Source organism: Pseudomonas sp. GW823-FHT02C05 (assembly GCF_058797595.1).
The window spans coordinates 2153803-2172278 of record NZ_JBXAJU010000001.1; the positions used below are offsets into that span (position 1 = coordinate 2153803).

Annotated in this window: 17 protein-coding genes; 14 read left to right on the forward strand and 3 right to left on the reverse strand. The window is 60.1% G+C overall.

Annotation, left to right across the window (positions count from 1 at the left end; all coding sequences use genetic code 11):
• The first annotated feature begins 34 nt into the window (after positions 1 to 34).
• On the forward strand, positions 35 to 742 hold the full coding sequence (locus tag AC1RGE_RS09650) for an arginyltransferase (RefSeq protein ID WP_015636288.1): 708 nt from the start codon (positions 35 to 37) through the stop codon (positions 740 to 742).
• Positions 743 to 842: 100 nt separating this feature from the next.
• Positions 843 to 1061, forward strand: a complete 219-nt coding sequence (infA, locus tag AC1RGE_RS09655) for a translation initiation factor IF-1 (RefSeq protein ID WP_002553999.1) — start codon at positions 843 to 845, stop codon at positions 1059 to 1061.
• 126 nt (positions 1062 to 1187) lie between these two features.
• Here infA and clpA read toward each other — a convergent pair whose 3' ends face one another.
• Positions 1188 to 3458 carry an ATP-dependent Clp protease ATP-binding subunit ClpA gene (gene clpA / locus AC1RGE_RS09660; RefSeq protein ID WP_011062172.1) on the reverse strand — a complete coding sequence of 757 codons (2271 nt, stop codon included), beginning with the start codon at positions 3456 to 3458 and terminating at the stop codon, positions 1188 to 1190.
• A 29-nt stretch (positions 3459 to 3487) separates the two neighbouring features.
• Entirely contained in the window at positions 3488 to 3850 is a 363-nt protein-coding gene (gene clpS / locus AC1RGE_RS09665) for an ATP-dependent Clp protease adapter ClpS (protein ID WP_011062173.1), read from the reverse strand.
• 224 nt (positions 3851 to 4074) lie between these two features.
• Here clpS and cspD point away from each other — a divergent pair, with 224 nt between their 5' ends.
• Positions 4075 to 4332 (forward strand): cold shock domain-containing protein CspD, encoded by a 258-nt coding sequence (gene cspD / locus AC1RGE_RS09670; protein ID WP_492584105.1) that lies wholly within the window; start codon positions 4075 to 4077, stop codon positions 4330 to 4332.
• A gap of 79 nt (positions 4333 to 4411) precedes the next feature.
• On the opposite strand, the gene icd is transcribed toward cspD, so the two are convergent.
• Positions 4412 to 5668 (reverse strand): NADP-dependent isocitrate dehydrogenase, encoded by a 1257-nt coding sequence (gene icd / locus AC1RGE_RS09675; protein WP_016964815.1) that lies wholly within the window; start codon positions 5666 to 5668, stop codon positions 4412 to 4414.
• A 504-nt stretch (positions 5669 to 6172) separates the two neighbouring features.
• Between icd and AC1RGE_RS09680 the strand changes: the two genes are divergently transcribed.
• The 11 genes from AC1RGE_RS09680 to AC1RGE_RS09730 all read left to right on the forward strand — a co-directional run bounded on the left by AC1RGE_RS09680 (position 6173) and on the right by AC1RGE_RS09730 (position 18447).
• The gene (locus tag AC1RGE_RS09680) at positions 6173 to 8398 is read left to right on the forward strand and encodes an NADP-dependent isocitrate dehydrogenase (RefSeq protein ID WP_492584107.1); all 2226 of its coding nucleotides are present in this window, start codon (positions 6173 to 6175) and stop codon (positions 8396 to 8398) included.
• Between the two features lie 147 nt (positions 8399 to 8545).
• Complete coding sequence (locus tag AC1RGE_RS09685) at positions 8546 to 8992, forward strand: NUDIX hydrolase (protein WP_492584109.1); 447 nt, start codon at positions 8546 to 8548, stop codon at positions 8990 to 8992.
• A 71-nt stretch (positions 8993 to 9063) separates the two neighbouring features.
• On the forward strand, positions 9064 to 10197 hold the full coding sequence (gene mnmA, locus AC1RGE_RS09690) for a tRNA 2-thiouridine(34) synthase MnmA (RefSeq protein WP_492584111.1): 1134 nt from the start codon (positions 9064 to 9066) through the stop codon (positions 10195 to 10197).
• Entirely contained in the window at positions 10194 to 10817 is a 624-nt protein-coding gene (hflD, locus tag AC1RGE_RS09695; protein ID WP_011062179.1) for a high frequency lysogenization protein HflD, read from the forward strand. Before mnmA ends, hflD begins: the two co-directional genes overlap by 4 nt.
• Positions 10818 to 10936: 119 nt before the next feature.
• Positions 10937 to 12307, forward strand: a complete 1371-nt coding sequence (gene purB / locus AC1RGE_RS09700; RefSeq protein ID WP_019092906.1) for an adenylosuccinate lyase — start codon at positions 10937 to 10939, stop codon at positions 12305 to 12307.
• 83 nt (positions 12308 to 12390) lie between these two features.
• Positions 12391 to 13557, forward strand: coding sequence for a ribosomal protein uL16 3-hydroxylase (locus AC1RGE_RS09705; RefSeq protein WP_015636294.1), 1167 nt, complete (start codon positions 12391 to 12393; stop codon positions 13555 to 13557).
• On the forward strand, positions 13550 to 13972 hold the full coding sequence (locus AC1RGE_RS09710) for a GNAT family N-acetyltransferase (protein ID WP_011062182.1): 423 nt from the start codon (positions 13550 to 13552) through the stop codon (positions 13970 to 13972). Before AC1RGE_RS09705 ends, AC1RGE_RS09710 begins: the two co-directional genes overlap by 8 nt.
• Positions 13973 to 14150: 178 nt before the next feature.
• Positions 14151 to 14906 carry a secretin N-terminal domain-containing protein gene (locus AC1RGE_RS09715; protein WP_019092908.1) on the forward strand — a complete coding sequence of 252 codons (756 nt, stop codon included), beginning with the start codon at positions 14151 to 14153 and terminating at the stop codon, positions 14904 to 14906.
• 515 nt (positions 14907 to 15421) lie between these two features.
• The gene (aceA, locus tag AC1RGE_RS09720; protein ID WP_011062184.1) at positions 15422 to 16747 is read left to right on the forward strand and encodes an isocitrate lyase; all 1326 of its coding nucleotides are present in this window, start codon (positions 15422 to 15424) and stop codon (positions 16745 to 16747) included.
• 601 nt (positions 16748 to 17348) lie between these two features.
• Positions 17349 to 17762: an NADH-quinone oxidoreductase subunit A gene (locus AC1RGE_RS09725; protein ID WP_011062185.1), complete on the forward strand. Its 414-nt coding sequence runs from the start codon at positions 17349 to 17351 to the stop codon at positions 17760 to 17762.
• Positions 17763 to 17772: 10 nt separating this feature from the next.
• Positions 17773 to 18447: a NuoB/complex I 20 kDa subunit family protein gene (locus tag AC1RGE_RS09730; protein ID WP_011062186.1), complete on the forward strand. Its 675-nt coding sequence runs from the start codon at positions 17773 to 17775 to the stop codon at positions 18445 to 18447.
• Positions 18448 to 18476 lie beyond the last annotated feature (29 nt).

An 18476-nucleotide genomic window follows, 5' to 3' on the forward strand; every position in this document is an offset into this window, starting at 1 on the left:
ACTTAATTGCAAAGCTTATTCCGAGGGTTGACTCATGACCGAGTTGGCGCGCCTGAAGTTCTATGCCACCCAACCCCACTCTTGCAGCTACCTGCCCGACGAACAGGCGACCACTCTGTTCCTCGATCCCAGCCAGCCCATGGACGTGCATGTCTACGCGGATCTGTCGGAAATGGGCTTTCGGCGCAGCGGCGATCATCTGTATCGCCCCCACTGCCAGAACTGCAACGCCTGCGTGCCGGCGCGCATTCCTGCTACACAGTTCCTGCCCAGCCGCCAGCAAAAGCGCATTCTCAAACGCAACAGCGACCTGACCGTACACGCGGCCAAACCCTGCTTCAGTGAAGAGTATTTCGACCTCTACCAACGCTACATCGAGCAACGCCACGCCGATGGCGACATGTTCCCCCCCAGCCGCGACCAGTTCTCGACCTTCCTGGTTCGAGACCTGCCCTTCTCGCGCTTCTATGAGTTCCGCCTGGACGGCCGCCTGCTGGCCGTGGCGGTCACCGACCTGCTGCCCAATGGCCTGTCAGCGGTCTACACCTTCTATGAACCCGACGAAGAGCGCCGCAGCCTCGGGCGCTTTGCGATCCTTTGGCAAATCGGCGAAACCCTGCGCCTGGGGCTGGATGCGGTGTACCTCGGCTACTGGATCAAGAACTGCAAAAAGATGAACTACAAGACCCAATATCGCCCCATAGAGCTGCTGGTTAACCAGAGATGGGTGATCCTCAACTAGAAGGTCTTGGCTTAAACCCCACTTTTCGGGCACAATGCACGCCGCTTTTGCCTGGCGCAGTTGCACCGGGCCATTCATTGGACACCGAGGGCTTTACTGCATGTCGAAAGAAGACAGCTTCGAAATGGAAGGCACTGTCGTCGACACCCTGCCCAACACCATGTTTCGTGTGGAGTTGGAAAATGGGCACGTCGTAACCGCGCATATTTCCGGCAAGATGCGCAAGAACTACATTCGTATTCTTACCGGTGACAAAGTGCGCGTCGAGCTGACGCCCTATGACTTGAGCAAAGGGCGCATCACTTACCGCGCTCGCTAAGCAAGTCAATACAAGACGCCCGGTTATGCCGGGCGTTTTTGTTCGTCTGCAAAAAACGTTTCAAACGCCAGATAGCACAAAGGCACCTCCCGGTGCCTTTGGCTGTACTGCGGTGTTATGCGGCGATCAAGCCATTTCCGCCGTGGTCTCGAAATCGAAGGTCAGCTCGCCATCCTTGATGTCGATGTGGACCACACCGCCATGGTCGGACAACTCGCCAAACAGGATCTCCTCGGCCAGGGGACGCTTGATCTTGTCCTGGATCAAGCGCGCCATCGGACGGGCGCCCATGGTCACGTCGTAACCACCGGCGGCCAGCCAGCTGCGAGCGGCATCGGTCACTTCCAGCTGCACGCGCTTGTCTTCCAGCTGCGCCTGAAGCTCGGTCAGGAACTTGTCCACCACGCTCTTGATCACTTCGTGGCTCAGGCGACCGAACTGGATAATGGTGTCCAGACGGTTGCGGAACTCCGGCGTGAAGCTCTTCTTGATCACTTCCATGGCATCGGAAGAGTGATCCTGATGCGTGAAGCCGATGGAGGCTCGCGCCGCGGTTTCAGCACCGGCGTTGGTGGTCATGATGACGATCACGTTACGGAAATCCGCCTTGCGCCCGTTGTTGTCGGTCAGGGTCCCGTGGTCCATCACCTGCAGCAGCAGGTTGAAGACTTCCGGGTGGGCCTTCTCGATTTCATCGAGCAGCAATACGCAATGCGGCTGCTTGGTGATAGCCTCGGTCAGCAAGCCCCCCTGGTCGAAACCGACATAGCCGGGAGGCGCACCAATCAAGCGCGAGACGGTGTGCCGCTCCATGTACTCAGACATGTCGAAGCGTACCAGCTCGATCCCCATGGCCTTGGCCAACTGCCGCGCCGCTTCGGTCTTGCCGACACCGGTAGGACCGGCGAACAGGAAGGAACCGACCGGTTTGTCCGGCGATTTCAGGCCTGCACGGGACAGCTTGATCGCGGTGGACAGCGAATCGATCGCCGCATCCTGGCCAAACACCGTCAGCTTGAGATCGCGCTCAAGATTGCGCAGCAGCTCTTTATCGGAACTGGTGACGTGTTTTGGTGGAATCCGCGCGATTTTCGCCACGATGTCTTCGACCTGGGCCACTTCGATGCGCTTCACGCGCTTCTCCGCCGGCTGCAGGCGCTGATAGGCACCTGCCTCGTCGATGACGTCGATGGCCTTGTCCGGCATATGCCGGTCATTGATATAGCGCGAGGCCAATTCTGCAGCGGCACGCAGGGCTTCATCACTGTATTCGATACTGTGATGCTGCTCGAAACGCCCCTTGAGGCCGCGCAGGATGCCAATGGTGTCTTCAACCGAGGGCTCGGACACATCGACTTTCTGGAAGCGCCGAGCCAGGGCCCGGTCCTTCTCGAAAATGCCACGGAACTCCTGGAAGGTAGTCGAGCCGATGCAACGGATATCACCCGAGGACAGCAGCGGCTTGAGCAGGTTCGAGGCGTCCATCACCCCACCGGAGGCCGCACCGGCACCGATGATGGTGTGGATTTCGTCGATGAACAGGATCGCCTGAGGGCGTTTTTTCAGTTCGCCCAGCAGCGCCTTGAAGCGCTTCTCGAAATCGCCGCGGTATTTGGTACCGGCCAGCAACGCCCCGAGATCCAGCGAGTAGACGACGCTGTTGACCAGCAGGTCCGGCACTTGATTGTCGACGATGCGCTTGGCCAGGCCCTCGGCAATCGCGGTCTTGCCCACGCCTGCCTCACCCACCAGCAGCGGGTTGTTCTTGCGCCGGCGCGCCAGTATCTGCGCTACGCGCTCGACTTCCTGCTCGCGCCCTACCAACGGATCAATGCGCCCCTGACGGGCCAGCTCATTGAGGTTGCTGGCATAGGCATCCAGAGGATTGCCCGAAGAAGACGACTCACCACCCTCTTCGTCCTGCATATCCTGTTCACCTTCAGAATGATCGCCATGCCCGGGCACCTTGGAGATGCCATGGGCGATGTAGTTGACCACGTCGATACGGGCAACGCTCTGCTGTTTCAGCAGGAACACCGCCTGACTCTCTTGCTCACTGAAGATTGCCACCAGCACATTGGCGCCGGTGACTTCACGCTTGCCCGAGCTCTGTACGTGAAAGACAGCACGTTGCAATACGCGCTGGAAACCCAGGGTTGGCTGAGTTTCGCGATCCTCGTCGTGCACGGGAATCAGCGGCGTTGTGGAGTCGATGAACTCCTGCAGGTCGTGCTTGAGTTTGTCGAGGTTTGCTCCGCAGGCACGTAAAACGGTGGCGGCGGCCTCATTATCCAAAAGAGCCAACAGAAGGTGCTCGACGGTCATGAACTCATGACGCTTCGAACGGGCCTCCTTGAAGGCGAGATTGAGGGTGACTTCGAGCTCGCGGTTTAACATAGCTTCACCTCATACCCAAGTGGTCGGCGTTAACCGTCCTTCTCGATTTCACAGAGTAGCGGATGCTGGCTTTCCCGGGCGTACTGGTTGACCTGCATGGCCTTGGTCTCGGCGATGTCGCGGGTAAACAATCCACACACTGCCCGCCCTTCGGTATGGACGGCCAGCATGACCTTGGTCGCCAGCTCGCGATTCAGGTTAAAAAACATCTCGAGCACTTCGACGACGAAATCCATCGGCGTGTAGTCATCGTTGAACAAAACCACCTTGTACATCGGCGGCGCCTGGAGAGCAGGCTTAGCCTCCTGTACTGCCAAGCCAGCGGAATCGTCGTCGTGCAAGTCCGGGCGATCCTGATTGAATGTTAGTCGAATCTGGCTGATTGCATGCATGGAAAGAAAGGTTCGTCAGTTGTGCAAATACAGTGGTGGGGGCACCCTGGAAGGATTTCAACTCCGACCGCCGGGTCAACTTGACTATCGGCAAAACGGTGTTACAACCAATAGGGCCCACATTGGGTAATAAACGTCCGCGGCGTCAACCTTTTTACCAAGATTGGCGGCGGATGAACTGGATGATACTCCAGTGATGGAGTCTGTTGCAGAGGGATATGAGTATGGCTAGCGGTAAGGTCAAGTGGTTCAACAACGCCAAGGGTTATGGCTTTATTAATGAGGAGGGCAAGACTGACGATCTGTTTGCCCATTACTCGGCCATCGATATGGATGGCTACAAGACCTTGAAAGCCGGACAGGCTGTGAGCTTCGAGATCATCCAAGGGCCCAAGGGCCTGCATGCGATCAAAATCAGCGCGTTGAAGGTGCCCGGCGAAATCGTCACCGCCGAGTCCCAGCCCGAAAGTGCCCTGAGCTGATCCAACCAACATCCAGTCATGAAAAAACCGGCCGACTCAAGGGATTGAGTCGGCCGGTTTGCTTTGGGCGCCGTACAGCTTACATGTGCGAGATCAGCGCATCGCCGAAGGCCGAGGAAGACAGCAGGGTTGCACCTTCCATCAGGCGTTCGAAGTCATAGGTCACGGTCTTGGCCGAGATTGCGCCATTGGTGCCCTTGATGATCAGGTCGGCTGCTTCGGTCCAGCCCATATGGCGCAGCATCATCTCTGCGGAGAGGATCAGCGAACCCGGGTTGACCTGGTCCTTGCCGGCATACTTGGGCGCGGTACCGTGGGTGGCTTCGAACATGGCCACGGTATCGGACAGGTTGGCGCCTGGCGCAATGCCGATGCCGCCCACTTCCGCCGCCAGGGCGTCGGACAGGTAGTCACCGTTGAGGTTGAGGGTCGCGATCACATCGTATTCGGCCGGGCGCAGCAGGATCTGCTGGAGCATGGCGTCGGCGATGGCATCTTTGACGATGACGTTCTTGCCGGTTTTCGGGTTCTTGAACTGCATCCAGGGGCCGCCGTCCAGCAGGGTCGCGCCGAACTCTTCGGCCGCCACTTCATAGGCCCATTCCTTGAAGGCACCTTCGGTGAACTTCATGATGTTGCCTTTGTGCACGATGGTCAGCGAGTCACGGTCGTTATCCACTACATATTGCAGCGCCTTGCGCGCCAGGCGCTTGGTACCCTGCAGGGAAACCGGCTTGACGCCGATGCCGCAGTTTTCGTCGAAACGGATCTTGGTGACACCCATTTCCTCCTTGAGGAACTTGATGACCTTGGTGGCTTCTGCCGAGCCGGCTTTCCACTCGATGCCGGCGTAAATATCCTCGGAGTTTTCACGGAAGATGGTCATGTCCACGTCACCCGGCTTTTTCACCGGGCTGGGCACGCCTTCAAACCAGCGCACCGGGCGCAGGCATACATAAAGGTCGAGTTGCTGACGCAGGGCCACGTTCAGGGAGCGGATGCCGCCACCGACCGGAGTGGTCAGCGGGCCCTTGATGGAAACCACGTAATCCTTCACTGCGTCCAGGGTTTCCTGAGGAAGCCAGGTGTCCTGGTCGTACACTTGAGTCGCTTTTTCCCCGGCATACACTTCCATCCAGGAAATCTTGCGTTCGCCGCCGTAAGCCTTCTTAACCGCAGCATCGACAACCTTGATCATGACCGGGCTGATATCAACACCAATACCGTCGCCTTCGATGAAAGGAATAATCGGGTTGTTAGGAACATTGAGAGAATGGTCTGCGTTGACGGTGATTTTGTCGCCGACTGCTGGAACCTGAATCTTCTTGTATCCCATGCTGAACTCCGTTGTGTGGATTGAACATCTGGCTGCGTTCGAGCGTACCCCAGTTGAATCTGGACGGGAACCTCATGTTCCACCCATATGCCGTGAAAGCTGCACAGTTCGCGGCCTACAAGCCTGAAAGCAAAGGGAAAAGTGCCAAAATAGAGCACCCCGAGCGACTCTACGCCTGCACCCTGCCTGCGACCTTTAGACCAATGGACGAGAACCGGCGCCTATGAAGCATCGGCGTTTTGCTAGCTACCTATGTATAATGCCGCCGCTGACCACTGAGTCACGACGGCCGAACGCTCTGCTACCGAAAAAACAAGCCGAGAATGGCCGCCCAAAGCCGGGTTGTTACCGCAGCCCACCCGCTTGACGCTCGACTGATGCACCCAACATCACCGCGAAGAAACCTCGACATTCGGATCATGGATGACCTTTGAACGAAAGCGCTTACCCGGCGCACCTCGAGTTTCTGCGCACGCTTTAGCAAAGAAGAGAGTTAATCCGAATATGCCCACCCGCTCGAAGATCATCTACACCTTCACCGACGAAGCCCCGGCCCTCGCCACCTATTCCCTGCTGCCTATCGTAGAAGCCTTCACCGCTTCGGCTGATATCGCCGTGGAAACCCGTGACATCTCCCTGGCCGGCCGCATCCTCGCCAGCTTCCCTGAGCAGTTGGGTACCAAAGCGGTGCCGGACCACCTTGCCGAACTGGGCGAGCTGGCGGTCACCCCAGAAGCCAACATCATCAAGCTGCCGAACATCAGCGCCTCGGTCCCGCAACTGCAAGCTGCGATCAAGGAATTGCAGGCACAGGGCTACGCCCTGCCGGACTACCCGGAAACCGTGACCAGCGACGCCGACAAAGACGCCAAGGCGCGTTACGACAAGGTCAAGGGCAGCGCCGTGAACCCGGTCCTGCGTGAAGGCAACTCCGACCGCCGCGCTCCGCTGTCGGTGAAGAACTACGCACGCAAGCACCCGCACAAGATGGGCGCCTGGGCCAAGGACTCCAAGTCCCACGTTGCCCACATGAGCAACGGCGACTTCTACGGCAGCGAAAAAGCGGCCCTGATCGAAGCAGCCGACAGCGTCAAGATCGAACTGATCGCCCAGGACGGCACCGCCACCGTCCTGAAGGAAAAGACCGCCGTGCAAGCCGGCGAGATCCTCGATTGCGCCGTAATGAGCAAAAAGGCCCTGCGTGCCTTCATCGCCGCTGAAATCGAAGACGCCAAGAAGCAGGGCGTACTGCTCTCGGTACACCTCAAGGCCACCATGATGAAGGTCTCCGACCCCATCATGTTCGGCCAGATCGTTGCCGAGTTCTATCAGGATGCCCTGAGCAAGCACGCCACCGTGCTGCAGGAAATCGGCTTCAACCTGAACAACGGCATCGGCGACCTGTACGCCCGCATCAAGGCCCTGCCAGCCGAGCAGCAAGCTGCCATCGAAGCCGACATCCAGGCTGTCTACGCTGCCCGCCCTGCCCTGGCCATGGTCAACTCCGACAAAGGCATCACCAACCTGCACGTGCCGAGCGACGTGATCGTCGACGCCTCGATGCCTGCCATGATCCGTGACTCCGGCAAGATGTGGGGCACCGACGGCCAGCTGCACGACACCAAGGCCGTGATCCCGGACCGTTGCTACGCCACTATCTACCAGGCCGTGATCGAAGACTGCAAAGCCAATGGCGCGTTCGATCCGACCACCATGGGCAGCGTGCCGAACGTTGGCCTGATGGCGAAAAAAGCCGAAGAATACGGTTCCCACGACAAGACTTTCGAAATCAAGGCTGACGGCGTGGTTCGCGTCACCGACAGCAAAGGCAGCCTGCTGCTGGAGCAGAAAGTCGAAGCCGGCGACATCTTCCGCATGTGCCAGACCAAAGACGCGCCGATCCAGGACTGGGTCAAACTGGCCGTCAACCGTGCTCGCGCCAGCGACACCCCGGCGATCTTCTGGCTGGACCCAATGCGTGCCCACGACGGCGTGATGATCGAGAAAGTTCAGGCCTACCTGAAGGATCACGACACCAGCGGCCTGGACATCCGCATCATGTCCCCGGTCGAAGCCATGAAGTTCACCCTGGCCCGCACCCGCGACGGCAAGGACACCATCTCGGTGACCGGCAACGTCCTGCGCGACTACCTGACCGACCTGTTCCCGATCATGGAACTGGGCACCAGCGCCAAGATGCTGTCGATCGTGCCGCTGATGAACGGTGGCGGCCTGTTCGAAACCGGCGCCGGCGGTTCGGCTCCCAAGCACGTACAGCAGCTGCTGGAAGAGAACTTCCTGCGCTGGGACTCCCTGGGTGAGTTCCTGGCCCTGGCCGCCTCCCTGGAGCACCTGGGCAACACCTACAACAACCCGAAAGCCCTGGTGCTGGCCAAGACCCTGGACCAGGCGACCGGCCAGTTCCTCGACAACAACAAGTCGCCATCGCGCAAGGTCGGCAACATCGACAACCGCGGCAGCCACTTCTACCTGGCGCTGTACTGGGCTCAAGCCCTGGCCGCCCAGACCGAGGACACTGCCCTGCAAGCGCAGTTCAGCACCCTGGCCAAGACCCTGACCGAGAACGAAGCGACCATCGTCGCCGAGCTCAACGCCGTACAGGGCAAGCCCGTGGACATCGGTGGCTACTACAGCGCCAACCCCGAGCTGGTGAGCCAGGCCATGCGCCCGAGCGCCACCCTCAACGCAGCCATCGCTGCGCTGGTGTAAGCACGAGCGAACACGCAAACCCCGGCCCCGCGCCGGGGTTTGTGCTTCTGGAGCCCACTGGCGTCGGCTTACCGGCGAAACAAGCAGCGCTCGCCTCGCTAGCAAGCCGGCTCCTACAATGCTCACCCCTTATAAAGGAGTGCCTTTATGAAATGGCAACCCCATATCACTGTCGCCACCATCGTCGAGGACCAGGGCCGCTTCCTGTTCGTCGAGGAGTACTCGGGCGAACAGGCCGTGCTCAACCAGCCCGCCGGGCACCTGGATGCCAATGAAAGCCTGCTCCAGGCGGCCGTACGCGAAACCCTGGAGGAAACCGGCTGGGACGTGGAGTTGACCGGTGTGGTCGGCATCTACCTCTACACCGCCCCCAGCAACGGTGTGACCTACCAGCGCGTGTGCTTTGCCGCCAAGCCACTGCGCCATCATCCGGACTATCAGCTGGATGACGGCATCATCGGCCCGCGCTGGCTGAGCCGCGAGCAACTGCTGGAGCAACGGGCCAACTGGCGCAGCGAGCTGATCCTGCAGTGCCTGGACGATTACCTGGAGGGCCAGTCGCACAGCCTGGCACTGATCCGACCCATGCTTTAACCGCAGTTTTAGCCTTGCAGGCCTCAGCCTGTTAGAATCGCGTCCTTTTTCAAGACACCCGTTGAATTCCTATGCGTGATCCAGCCCCTTCTGATAACCAAAAGAAGCGCGTCATTGTCGGCATGTCCGGCGGCGTGGATTCTTCCGTTTCCGCCCTCCTGCTGATGGAGCAGGGATACCAGGTGGAAGGCCTGTTCATGAAGAACTGGGAGGAAGACGACGGAACCGAATACTGCACCGCCATGGACGATCTGGCCGACGCTCAGGCCGTGTGCGACAAGATTGGCATCAAGCTGCACACCGCCAACTTCGCCGCCGAATACTGGGACAACGTGTTCGAGCACTTCCTGGCCGAATACAAGGCCGGCCGCACGCCGAACCCGGATATCCTCTGCAACCGTGAAATCAAGTTCAAGGCGTTCCTCGACTACGCCGTGATGCTTGGCGCCGACTTGATAGCCACCGGCCACTACGTGCGCCGCCGTGACATCGATGGCCGCACCGAACTGCTCAAGGGCCTGGACCCAAACAAGGACCAAAGCTACTTCCTCCACGCCGTTGGCGGCGAACAGATCGCCAAGACCCTGTTCCCGGTAGGTGAGCTGGAAAAACCCGAAGTGCGCGCCATTGCCGAAAAACACGACCTGGCCACGGCGAAGAAGAAAGACTCCACCGGCATATGCTTTATCGGTGAGCGGCGCTTCAGCGACTTCCTCAAGCAATACCTGCCGGCCCAGCCCGGCGAGATCAAGACCACCGAAGGTGAAGTCATCGGCCGCCATCACGGTTTGATGTACCACACCATTGGCCAGCGTCAGGGCCTGGGCATCGGCGGCCTGAAAGACGCCGGCGAAGAGCCGTGGTACGTGCTGATCAAGGACCTGGAGCACAACGAGCTGATCGTGGGCCAGGGCAATGATCACCCCTGGCTGTTCTCCCGCGCCCTGCTGGCCTCCGACATCTATTGGGTCAACCCCATCGACCTGAGCCAGCCGCGACGCCTGACCGCCAAGGTGCGCTACCGCCAGAGCGACCAGCCCTGCACCCTGGAAAAGACCGCCAACGGCTACCGCGCCACCTTCGACGACCCACAGCGCGCCGTCACTCCCGGCCAGTCCGTGGTGTTCTACGACGGCGAGATCTGCCTCGGTGGCGGCGTGATCGAAGTGGCCGAACCCTGGAGCAGCAAGGACGCCCGTCCATGAGCCCGATTCAGGAACAACTGACGGCGCTGGGCGGTGTATTCCTGGCCGCCGTGCTGGTGGACCGGATCGCCAAGACCGGCCAGGTCAGCGAAGCGGCCTTGAGCTGCATGCTCGGCAGCCTGCTGATCCGCGACCCGAAAGACACCCTGGAAGTCTACGGCGGCGACGACATCAACCTGCGCGAGGGTTACCGGGCCCTGATCGGCGCCCTGGAGCGTGACCCCAGCACCCTGCAGCGCGAACCGCTGCGCTACGCTTTGTCGATGCTCGGCCTGGAGCGCCAGCTGGCCAAGCGCGACGACCTGCTGGAGACCATCGGCAAACGCCTGCCGCAGATCCAGTCCCAGGTAGAACATTTCGGTCCAGCCCACGAAAATGTCATCGCCGCGTGCGGCGGGCTGTACCAGGACACCCTGAGCACCCTGCGCCAGCGCATTCAGGTGCACGGCGACATGCGCAACCTGCAGCAGCCCAGCAATGCCTCGAAGATCCGCGCCCTGCTGCTGGCCGGTATCCGCTCGGCACGGCTGTGGCGACAGCTGGGCGGCCATCGCTGGCAACTGGTGATCAGCCGGCGCAAATTGCTCAAAGAGCTTTATCCGTTGATGCGCAGCAGCTGAGCTGCGCCTGATTTTTCAAGAGCTGCGCGTAAGACGCTGGTCAGTTGGCAACGGACCGGCGGATATTTTCATGTATGATACGCGCCCCATTTCGTTGCCCGACTGTCCGAGAACACCCCATGCAGCTCTCTTCGCTCACTGCGGTTTCCCCTGTTGACGGCCGCTACGCCGGCAAAACCCAGGCCCTGCGCCCCATTTTCAGCGAATACGGCCTGATCCGTGCTCGCGTCCTCGTTGAAGTGCGCTGGCTCCAGCGCCTGGCCGCCCATAGCGCCATCAGCGAAGTGCCGGCGTTCTCCGCCGAAGCCAACGCCGTCCTCAATGCCCTGGCAGAGAACTTCTCGCTGGAGCACGCCGAGCGCGTCAAAGAGATCGAGCGCACCACCAACCACGACGTCAAGGCCATCGAGTACCTGCTCAAGGAGCAAGCTGCCAAGTTGCCTGAACTGGCCAACGTCAGTGAATTCATCCATTTCGCCTGCACCAGCGAGGACATCAACAACCTGTCCCACGCCCTGATGCTGCGCGAAGGCCGTGATGAAGTGATGCTGCCGCTGATGCGCCAGACCGCCAACGCCATCCGCGAACTGGCGATCCGTTTCGCCGAAGTGCCGATGCTGTCGCGCACCCACGGCCAGCCGGCCTCGCCGACCACCCTGGGCAAGGAGCTGGCCAACGTCGTGTACCGCCTGGAGCGCCAGATCGCCCAGGTCGCTGCCGTGCCGCTGCTGGGCAAGATCAACGGCGCCGTGGGCAACTACAACGCCCACCTCTCGGCCTACCCGGACATCGACTGGGAAGCCAACGCCCGCGCCTTCATCGAAGACGAACTGGGCCTGGCCTTCAACCCCTACACCACGCAGATCGAGCCGCACGACTACATCGCCGAGCTGTTCGACGCCATCGCCCGCTTCAACACCATCCTGATCGACTTCGATCGCGATATCTGGGGCTACATCTCCCTGGGCTACTTCAAGCAGCGCACCATCGCCGGCGAAATCGGTTCCTCGACCATGCCGCACAAGGTCAACCCGATCGACTTCGAAAACTCCGAAGGCAACCTGGGCATCGCCAACGCCCTGTTCCAGCACCTGGCGAGCAAGCTGCCGATCTCCCGCTGGCAGCGCGACCTGACTGACTCCACCGTATTGCGCAACCTGGGCGTGGGCTTTGCTCACAGCGTGATTGCCTACGAGGCCAGCCTCAAGGGCATCAGCAAACTGGAGCTCAACGCCCAGAAAATCGCCGAAGACCTGGACGCCTGCTGGGAAGTCCTGGCCGAGCCGATCCAGACCGTGATGCGCCGCTACAACATCGAAAACCCCTACGAAAAGCTCAAGGAACTGACGCGCGGCAAGGGCATCAGCCCAGAAGCGCTGCAGACTTTCATCGACGGGCTGGACATGCCCGCCGCAGCCAAGGCCGAGCTGAAACAGCTCACCCCGGCCAGCTACATCGGTAATGCCGCAGCCCAGGCCAAGCGCATCTGACCGATTGCTCGACCTTTTGACGCCCGGCCGCGCCGGGCGTTTTTATTCCTGCTAGAAAAGTACACTTTTTCAATAGGTTACACATGAATCCTGATATTCCTCTTCAACTTCTGGGCGGCATCACTGCACGGGAATTTCTGCGTGACTACTGGCAGAAGAAACCCCTGCTGATCCGTCAGGCCCTGCCTGACTTCGAAAGCCCGATCGAACCTGACGAACTGGCCGGCCTGGCCCTGGAAGAAGAAGTCGAATCGCGCCTGGTGATCGAAAACGGCGAGCGCCCATGGGAACTGCGCCGCGGGCCCTTCGCCGAAGACGAGTTCAGCAAGCTGCCGGAACGCGACTGGACCCTGCTGGTCCAGGCCGTGGACCAGTTCGTCCCGGAAGTCGCCGAGCTGCTGGAGCACTTCCGCTTCCTGCCGAGCTGGCGCATCGATGACGTGATGATCAGCTTCGCCGCACCTGGCGGTAACGTCGGCCCGCACTTCGACAACTACGACGTGTTCCTGCTGCAAGGCTTTGGTAAGCGCAACTGGAAGATCGGCCAGATGTGCGACTCCGAAAGCCCGCTGCTGCAGCACGCGGACCTGCGCATCCTCGCCGAATTCGAAGAAACCGAAAGCTGGGTCCTGGAGCCCGGCGACATGCTCTATCTGCCACCGCGCCTGGCCCACTATGGCGTTGCGGTGAACGATTGCATGACCTATTCGGTCGGTTTCCGCGCCCCGAGCGCCGCCGAAGTCCTGACCCACTTCACCGATTTCCTCGGTCAGTTCCTGCCGGACGAAGACCGCTACACCGACGCCGACGTGCAGCCGGCCAGCGACCCGCACCAGATCCAGCAGGACGCCCTCGACCGGCTCAAGGGCCTGCTGGCCGAGCACATGAGCGATGAACGCCTGCTGCTGACCTGGTTCGGCCAGTTCATGACCGAACCACGCTACCCGGAACTGGTGACCGGACCCGAACTGGAAGAAGAAGACCTGCTGGGCAGCCTGGAACAGGGCGCGATCCTGATCCGCAACCCGAGCGCGCGCCTGGCCTGGTCGGAAGTGGATGAAGACCTGCTACTGTTCGCCAGCGGCCAAAGCCGCCTGCTTCCCGGTAAGCTGCGCGAACTGCTGAAAATGATTTGCGCCGCCGATGCCCTGCATATCGACAACCTCGGCCAGTGGCTGGCGGATGACGATGGGCGCGGCCTGTTGTGTGAACTGGTCAAGCAAGGGAGCCTGGGGTTTGCCGATGAATAAGATTCACGTACGTGTCGCAGACTGGCAAAAGGACAACGCCGAGATCCGGCGCATCCGTGAAGCCGTATTCATTGCCGAGCAATCGGTGCCGCCCGAACTGGAGTGGGATGCCGACGACGACAGCGCCGTGCACTTCCTGGCCTTCGAGGGCGACTTCCCCATCGGCACCGCGCGCCTGCTGCCCGACGGCCATGTGGGCCGGGTTTCGGTGCTCAAGGACTGGCGCGGCCTGAAGGTTGGCGACGCGCTGATGCGCGCGGTGATCGATGAAGCCGAAAAGCGCGGCCTGAAGCAGCAGATGCTCAGCGCCCAGGTCCAGGCCACGGCGTTCTATGAGCGCCTGGGCTTCTCCATCGTCAGCGAGGAGTTCCTCGAAGCGGGCATTCCCCACGTCGACATGGTTCGCGGCGCCTGACCGACACGCCGCTCGCGGCAACGGCCAGCCAAAACGCCCCGTCATCCCTCCTCCGGCAACTAAGCTGGAGACTAGGATGCCGGGGCGTTTTGCCGTGCGCGATTCAACTTGCCCCACCCAAAGCCGACAAAGTGTCAAACTCAAGGCTTTACGCCAGCTACTCGCGGAGATAACGGATATGTCCCTACGCACCCTGCTCACGACGCTGCTGCTGACCTTCAGCTGTTCGGTCATGGCCGCCACCGAGATCGTGCCCCTCAACAACCGCACCAGTGCCGACCTGCTGCCGGTGGCGCAGAACTTCCTCGGCAAGGACGGCAAGGTCAGCGCCTATGGCAACCAGCTGATCGTCAACGCCGAGCCGGACAAGATCGCCGAACTGCGAGCCTTTATCGCCCAACTGGACACCGCGGCCAAACGTCTGCTGATCACCGTCGACACCAACGAAAACAACCTTCAGGACAACCAGGGCTATTCGGTCAACGGCGTACCGCAGACGCGGATCATCAACCGCAGCACCGAGAGCCGCGACGGCGGTATCCAGCAGATCCAGGCCAGCGAAGGCGTGCCAGCGCTGATCCAGGTCGGCCAGAGCGTGCCCCTGACCACCACCCAGACCGACCCCTACGGGCGCCTGCAGAACCAGACCCAGTACCGCAACGTCACCCAGGGTTTCTATGTCACCGCCAGCGTCACCGGCGAGACCGTGCACCTGAGCATCAGCACCAACCGTGACCGCATGAGCCAGGAACGTCCCGATGTAGTGAACGTGCAAAGTACCGACACGACTGTCAGCGGGCGCCTGGGCGAGTGGATCACCCTGGCCGGGGTCAATCGCCAGACCCAGGCCGATAAACAGGGCCCGGGCCGCAGCTACTCGACTCAAGGCCGGGACGACATGACCTTGCGGGTCAAGGTCGATGCCTTGGACTAAAGCACCAAAAACTGACTGATTAGTCGTATTAGACCAAAGATGTAGTGCCACAAAAAAAGCACTACAAAACATTTGACGAGCCAAAAAACCGCGGGCATGATGGCCTCGCTCCCGCTAATCAGGGGCCCTGGCAAGGGCCTTCGGATCGCCGCTCTAACCTACCCACCTGAGCCGATTCGTGTCTGTACCGCCCACAAGGTGTGTTTGACGAGATTGCGACTGGAACGAAGTTGTCCCGAGGGACGGAAGCGTAATTAGGTAGATCGGCAACACACTGATGGAACGCACCAAGGCCCACGACGCCGGCATGCGCCCCGCAGCTCGCCTTCACCTGCTCACTTTCCCCTCGAGCCCATCGTTCACCCGTCGCCATCCCCGCCAGACCCGACTTGACCGCCATAAGCTTCCTGGTCAGCGAGCAGCCTTTTACGCAGCGTTATGACGCGTGATCGGCGGAGCCGGAATTCTCCAACCAAGAACGACTTTTTACACAAGACGCGACGAGGTTTATCTCCATGGCACTGACACGCGAACAGCAAATTGCAGCCCTTGAAAAAGACTGGGCTGAAAACCCGCGCTGGAAAGGCGTGACTCGCACCTACTCCGCTGCCGACGTGGTCCGTCTGCGTGGCTCGGTTCAACCCGAGCACACCCTGGCACGCATGGGCGCCGAGAAGCTCTGGAACCTGGTCACCCAAGGTGCCAAGCCGTCCTTCCGTCCTGATAAAGATTTCGTCAACTGCATGGGCGCCCTGACCGGCGGCCAGGCTGTACAACAGGTTAAAGCCGGTATCCAGGCGATCTACCTGTCGGGTTGGCAAGTGGCTGCGGACAACAACTCCGCCGAATCCATGTACCCCGACCAGTCGCTGTACCCGGTGGACTCGGTTCCAACCGTGGTCAAGCGCATCAACAACTCGTTCCGTCGCGCCGACCAGATCCAGTGGAAAGCCGGCAAGAACCCGGGCGACGACGGCTACATCGACTACTTCGCACCGATCGTGGCCGACGCTGAAGCCGGTTTCGGCGGCGTACTGAACGCCTACGAGCTGATGAAGAGCATGATCGAAGCAGGCGCCGCCGGCGTTCACTTCGAAGACCAACTGGCTTCCGTTAAGAAGTGCGGCCACATGGGCGGCAAGGTACTGGTTCCAACCCAGGAAGCCGTACAGAAGCTGACCGCTGCCCGTCTGGCGGCCGACGTTGCCGGTGTACCGACCATCATCCTGGCCCGTACCGACGCCAACGCCGCTGACCTGCTGACTTCGGACTGCGACCCGTACGACCAGCCATTCGTGACTGGCACCCGCACCCAGGAAGGCTTCTACAAAGTGAAAGCCGGCCTGGACCAGGCAATCGCCCGCGGCCTGGCTTACGCTCCGTACGCCGACCTGATCTGGTGCGAAACCGCCAAGCCAGACCTGGACGAAGCCCGTCGCTTCGCCGAGGCGATCAAGAAGGAATACCCGGACCAGATCCTGTCGTACAACTGCTCGCCTTCCTTCAACTGGAAGAAGAACCTGGACGACGCGACCATCGCCAAGTTCCAGCGCGAACTGTCCGCCATGGGCTACAAGCACCAGTTCATCACCCTGGCCGGCATCCACAACATGTGGCACAGCATGTTCAACCTGGCGCACGACTACGCCCGCAACGACATGACCGCCTACGTGAAACTGCAAGAGCAAGAGTTCGCTGACGCCGCCAAGGGCTACACCTTCGTGGCTCACCAGCAGGAAGTGGGCACCGGCTACTTCGACGACATGACCACCGTGATCCAGGGTGGCTCGTCCTCGGTAACCGCGCTGACCGGCTCCACCGAAGAAGAACAGTTCCACTGATTTAGGCCTCACGGCTTGATCGAGCGGCCAATGCAGACCCGGTAAAAACAACTGCATTGCTGTACAGCTGACGCCCCGACTGGTTCGGGGCGTTTTTTTTGCCCCCCTCCTGTAGGAGCCGGCTTGCCGGCGAACCTCTACCCTGCGCGCCCTCCTCAAAAGCCTCGCCATGCCCGCCCCTGCAAAAAAGCTGGCCAAACATTGATCCAGGACGGTGTTAGCAAGGGCGAAAGAGGTTAAAAGGTGCGCCCCTGCTACTTGCAGTAACAGGGATATAACAAGCAACTTTCCCACACCCCGAAGGAAAGCAGATTAAAACAGCCTCCAAACAATATTGATTATCATTTAGCGGTTGTAACTTTCGTTACAGCCGCTACAAAACATAATTAACAAAACCTCCCCTAATGCCCGCAGGCCGCGGCTTACGGGGCTACCGGGGTGAGCTATGTCCTTATTACGATAAACAATTTCGCTTTAGAAATTTTACTTGCCCGGTGTTTAGCCATAAAATCAGCGCGATTGATTGCGCTGCGACATATCGTCACTGCTTTATTTCTTTATCAAGCTCAGAGACTCTTGCTCTCTGTTAAGGATTACCAGCATGCCCGAAGCGACAGGACTCATGGCCCACAACTGGGGCTTTGCCATTTTCCTTCTGGGCGTTGTCGGCCTTTGCGCCTTCATGCTCGGCGTCTCCAGCCTCCTCGGGTCAAAAGCCTGGGGCCGCAGCAAAAACGAACCGTTCGAGTCCGGCATGCTACCTACCGGTGGCGCCCGCTTGCGGCTCTCAGCCAAATTCTATCTGGTCGCGATGCTCTTCGTGATCTTCGATATCGAAGCCCTCTTTCTCTTTGCCTGGTCTGTGTCCGTCCGCGAAAGCGGCTGGACCGGATTCGTCGAAGCTCTCGTTTTCATAGCAATTCTGTTGGCAGGTCTTGTCTACCTTTGGCGGGTGGGGGCTCTTGACTGGGCTCCGGAAGGTCGTCGTAAGCGGCAGGCGAAGCTAAAACAATGAGGCTTTGGCGATGCAATACAATCTCACCCGGATCGACCCCGATGCTCCTAACGATCAGTATCCGATCGGCGAACGGGAAACCGTTTCCGATCCGTTAGAGGATCAGGTCCACAAAAACATCTTCATGGGCAAGCTCGAAGACGTGCTGAGCGGCGCGGTCAACTGGGGGCGTAAGAACTCCCTGTGGCCGTACAACTTCGGCCTATCCTGCTGCTACGTGGAAATGACCACCGCCTTCACGGCGCCCCACGACATCGCGCGCTTTGGCGCCGAGGTTATCCGGGCATCGCCGCGTCAGGCGGACTTCATGGTTATCGCCGGGACCTGCTTCATCAAGATGGCGCCGATCATCCAGCGTCTCTATGAGCAAATGCTCGAGCCGAAATGGGTTATCTCCATGGGTTCGTGCGCCAACTCCGGCGGCATGTACGACATCTACTCGGTAGTCCAGGGGGTGGACAAGTTCCTGCCCGTGGACGTCTACGTACCTGGCTGCCCGCCCCGCCCCGAAGCGTTCCTGCAAGGCCTGATGCTCTTGCAGGAATCCATTGGCCAGGAGCGTCGCCCACTTTCCTGGGTCGTCGGCGACCAAGGCGTGTATCGCGCCGAGATGCCGTCGCAAAAGGAACAGCGCCGCGAACAGCGTATACAGGTCACCAACCTGCGCAGCCCTGACGAAGTCTGATCCAGTTCTGTTCTTACAAAGAAACGAAC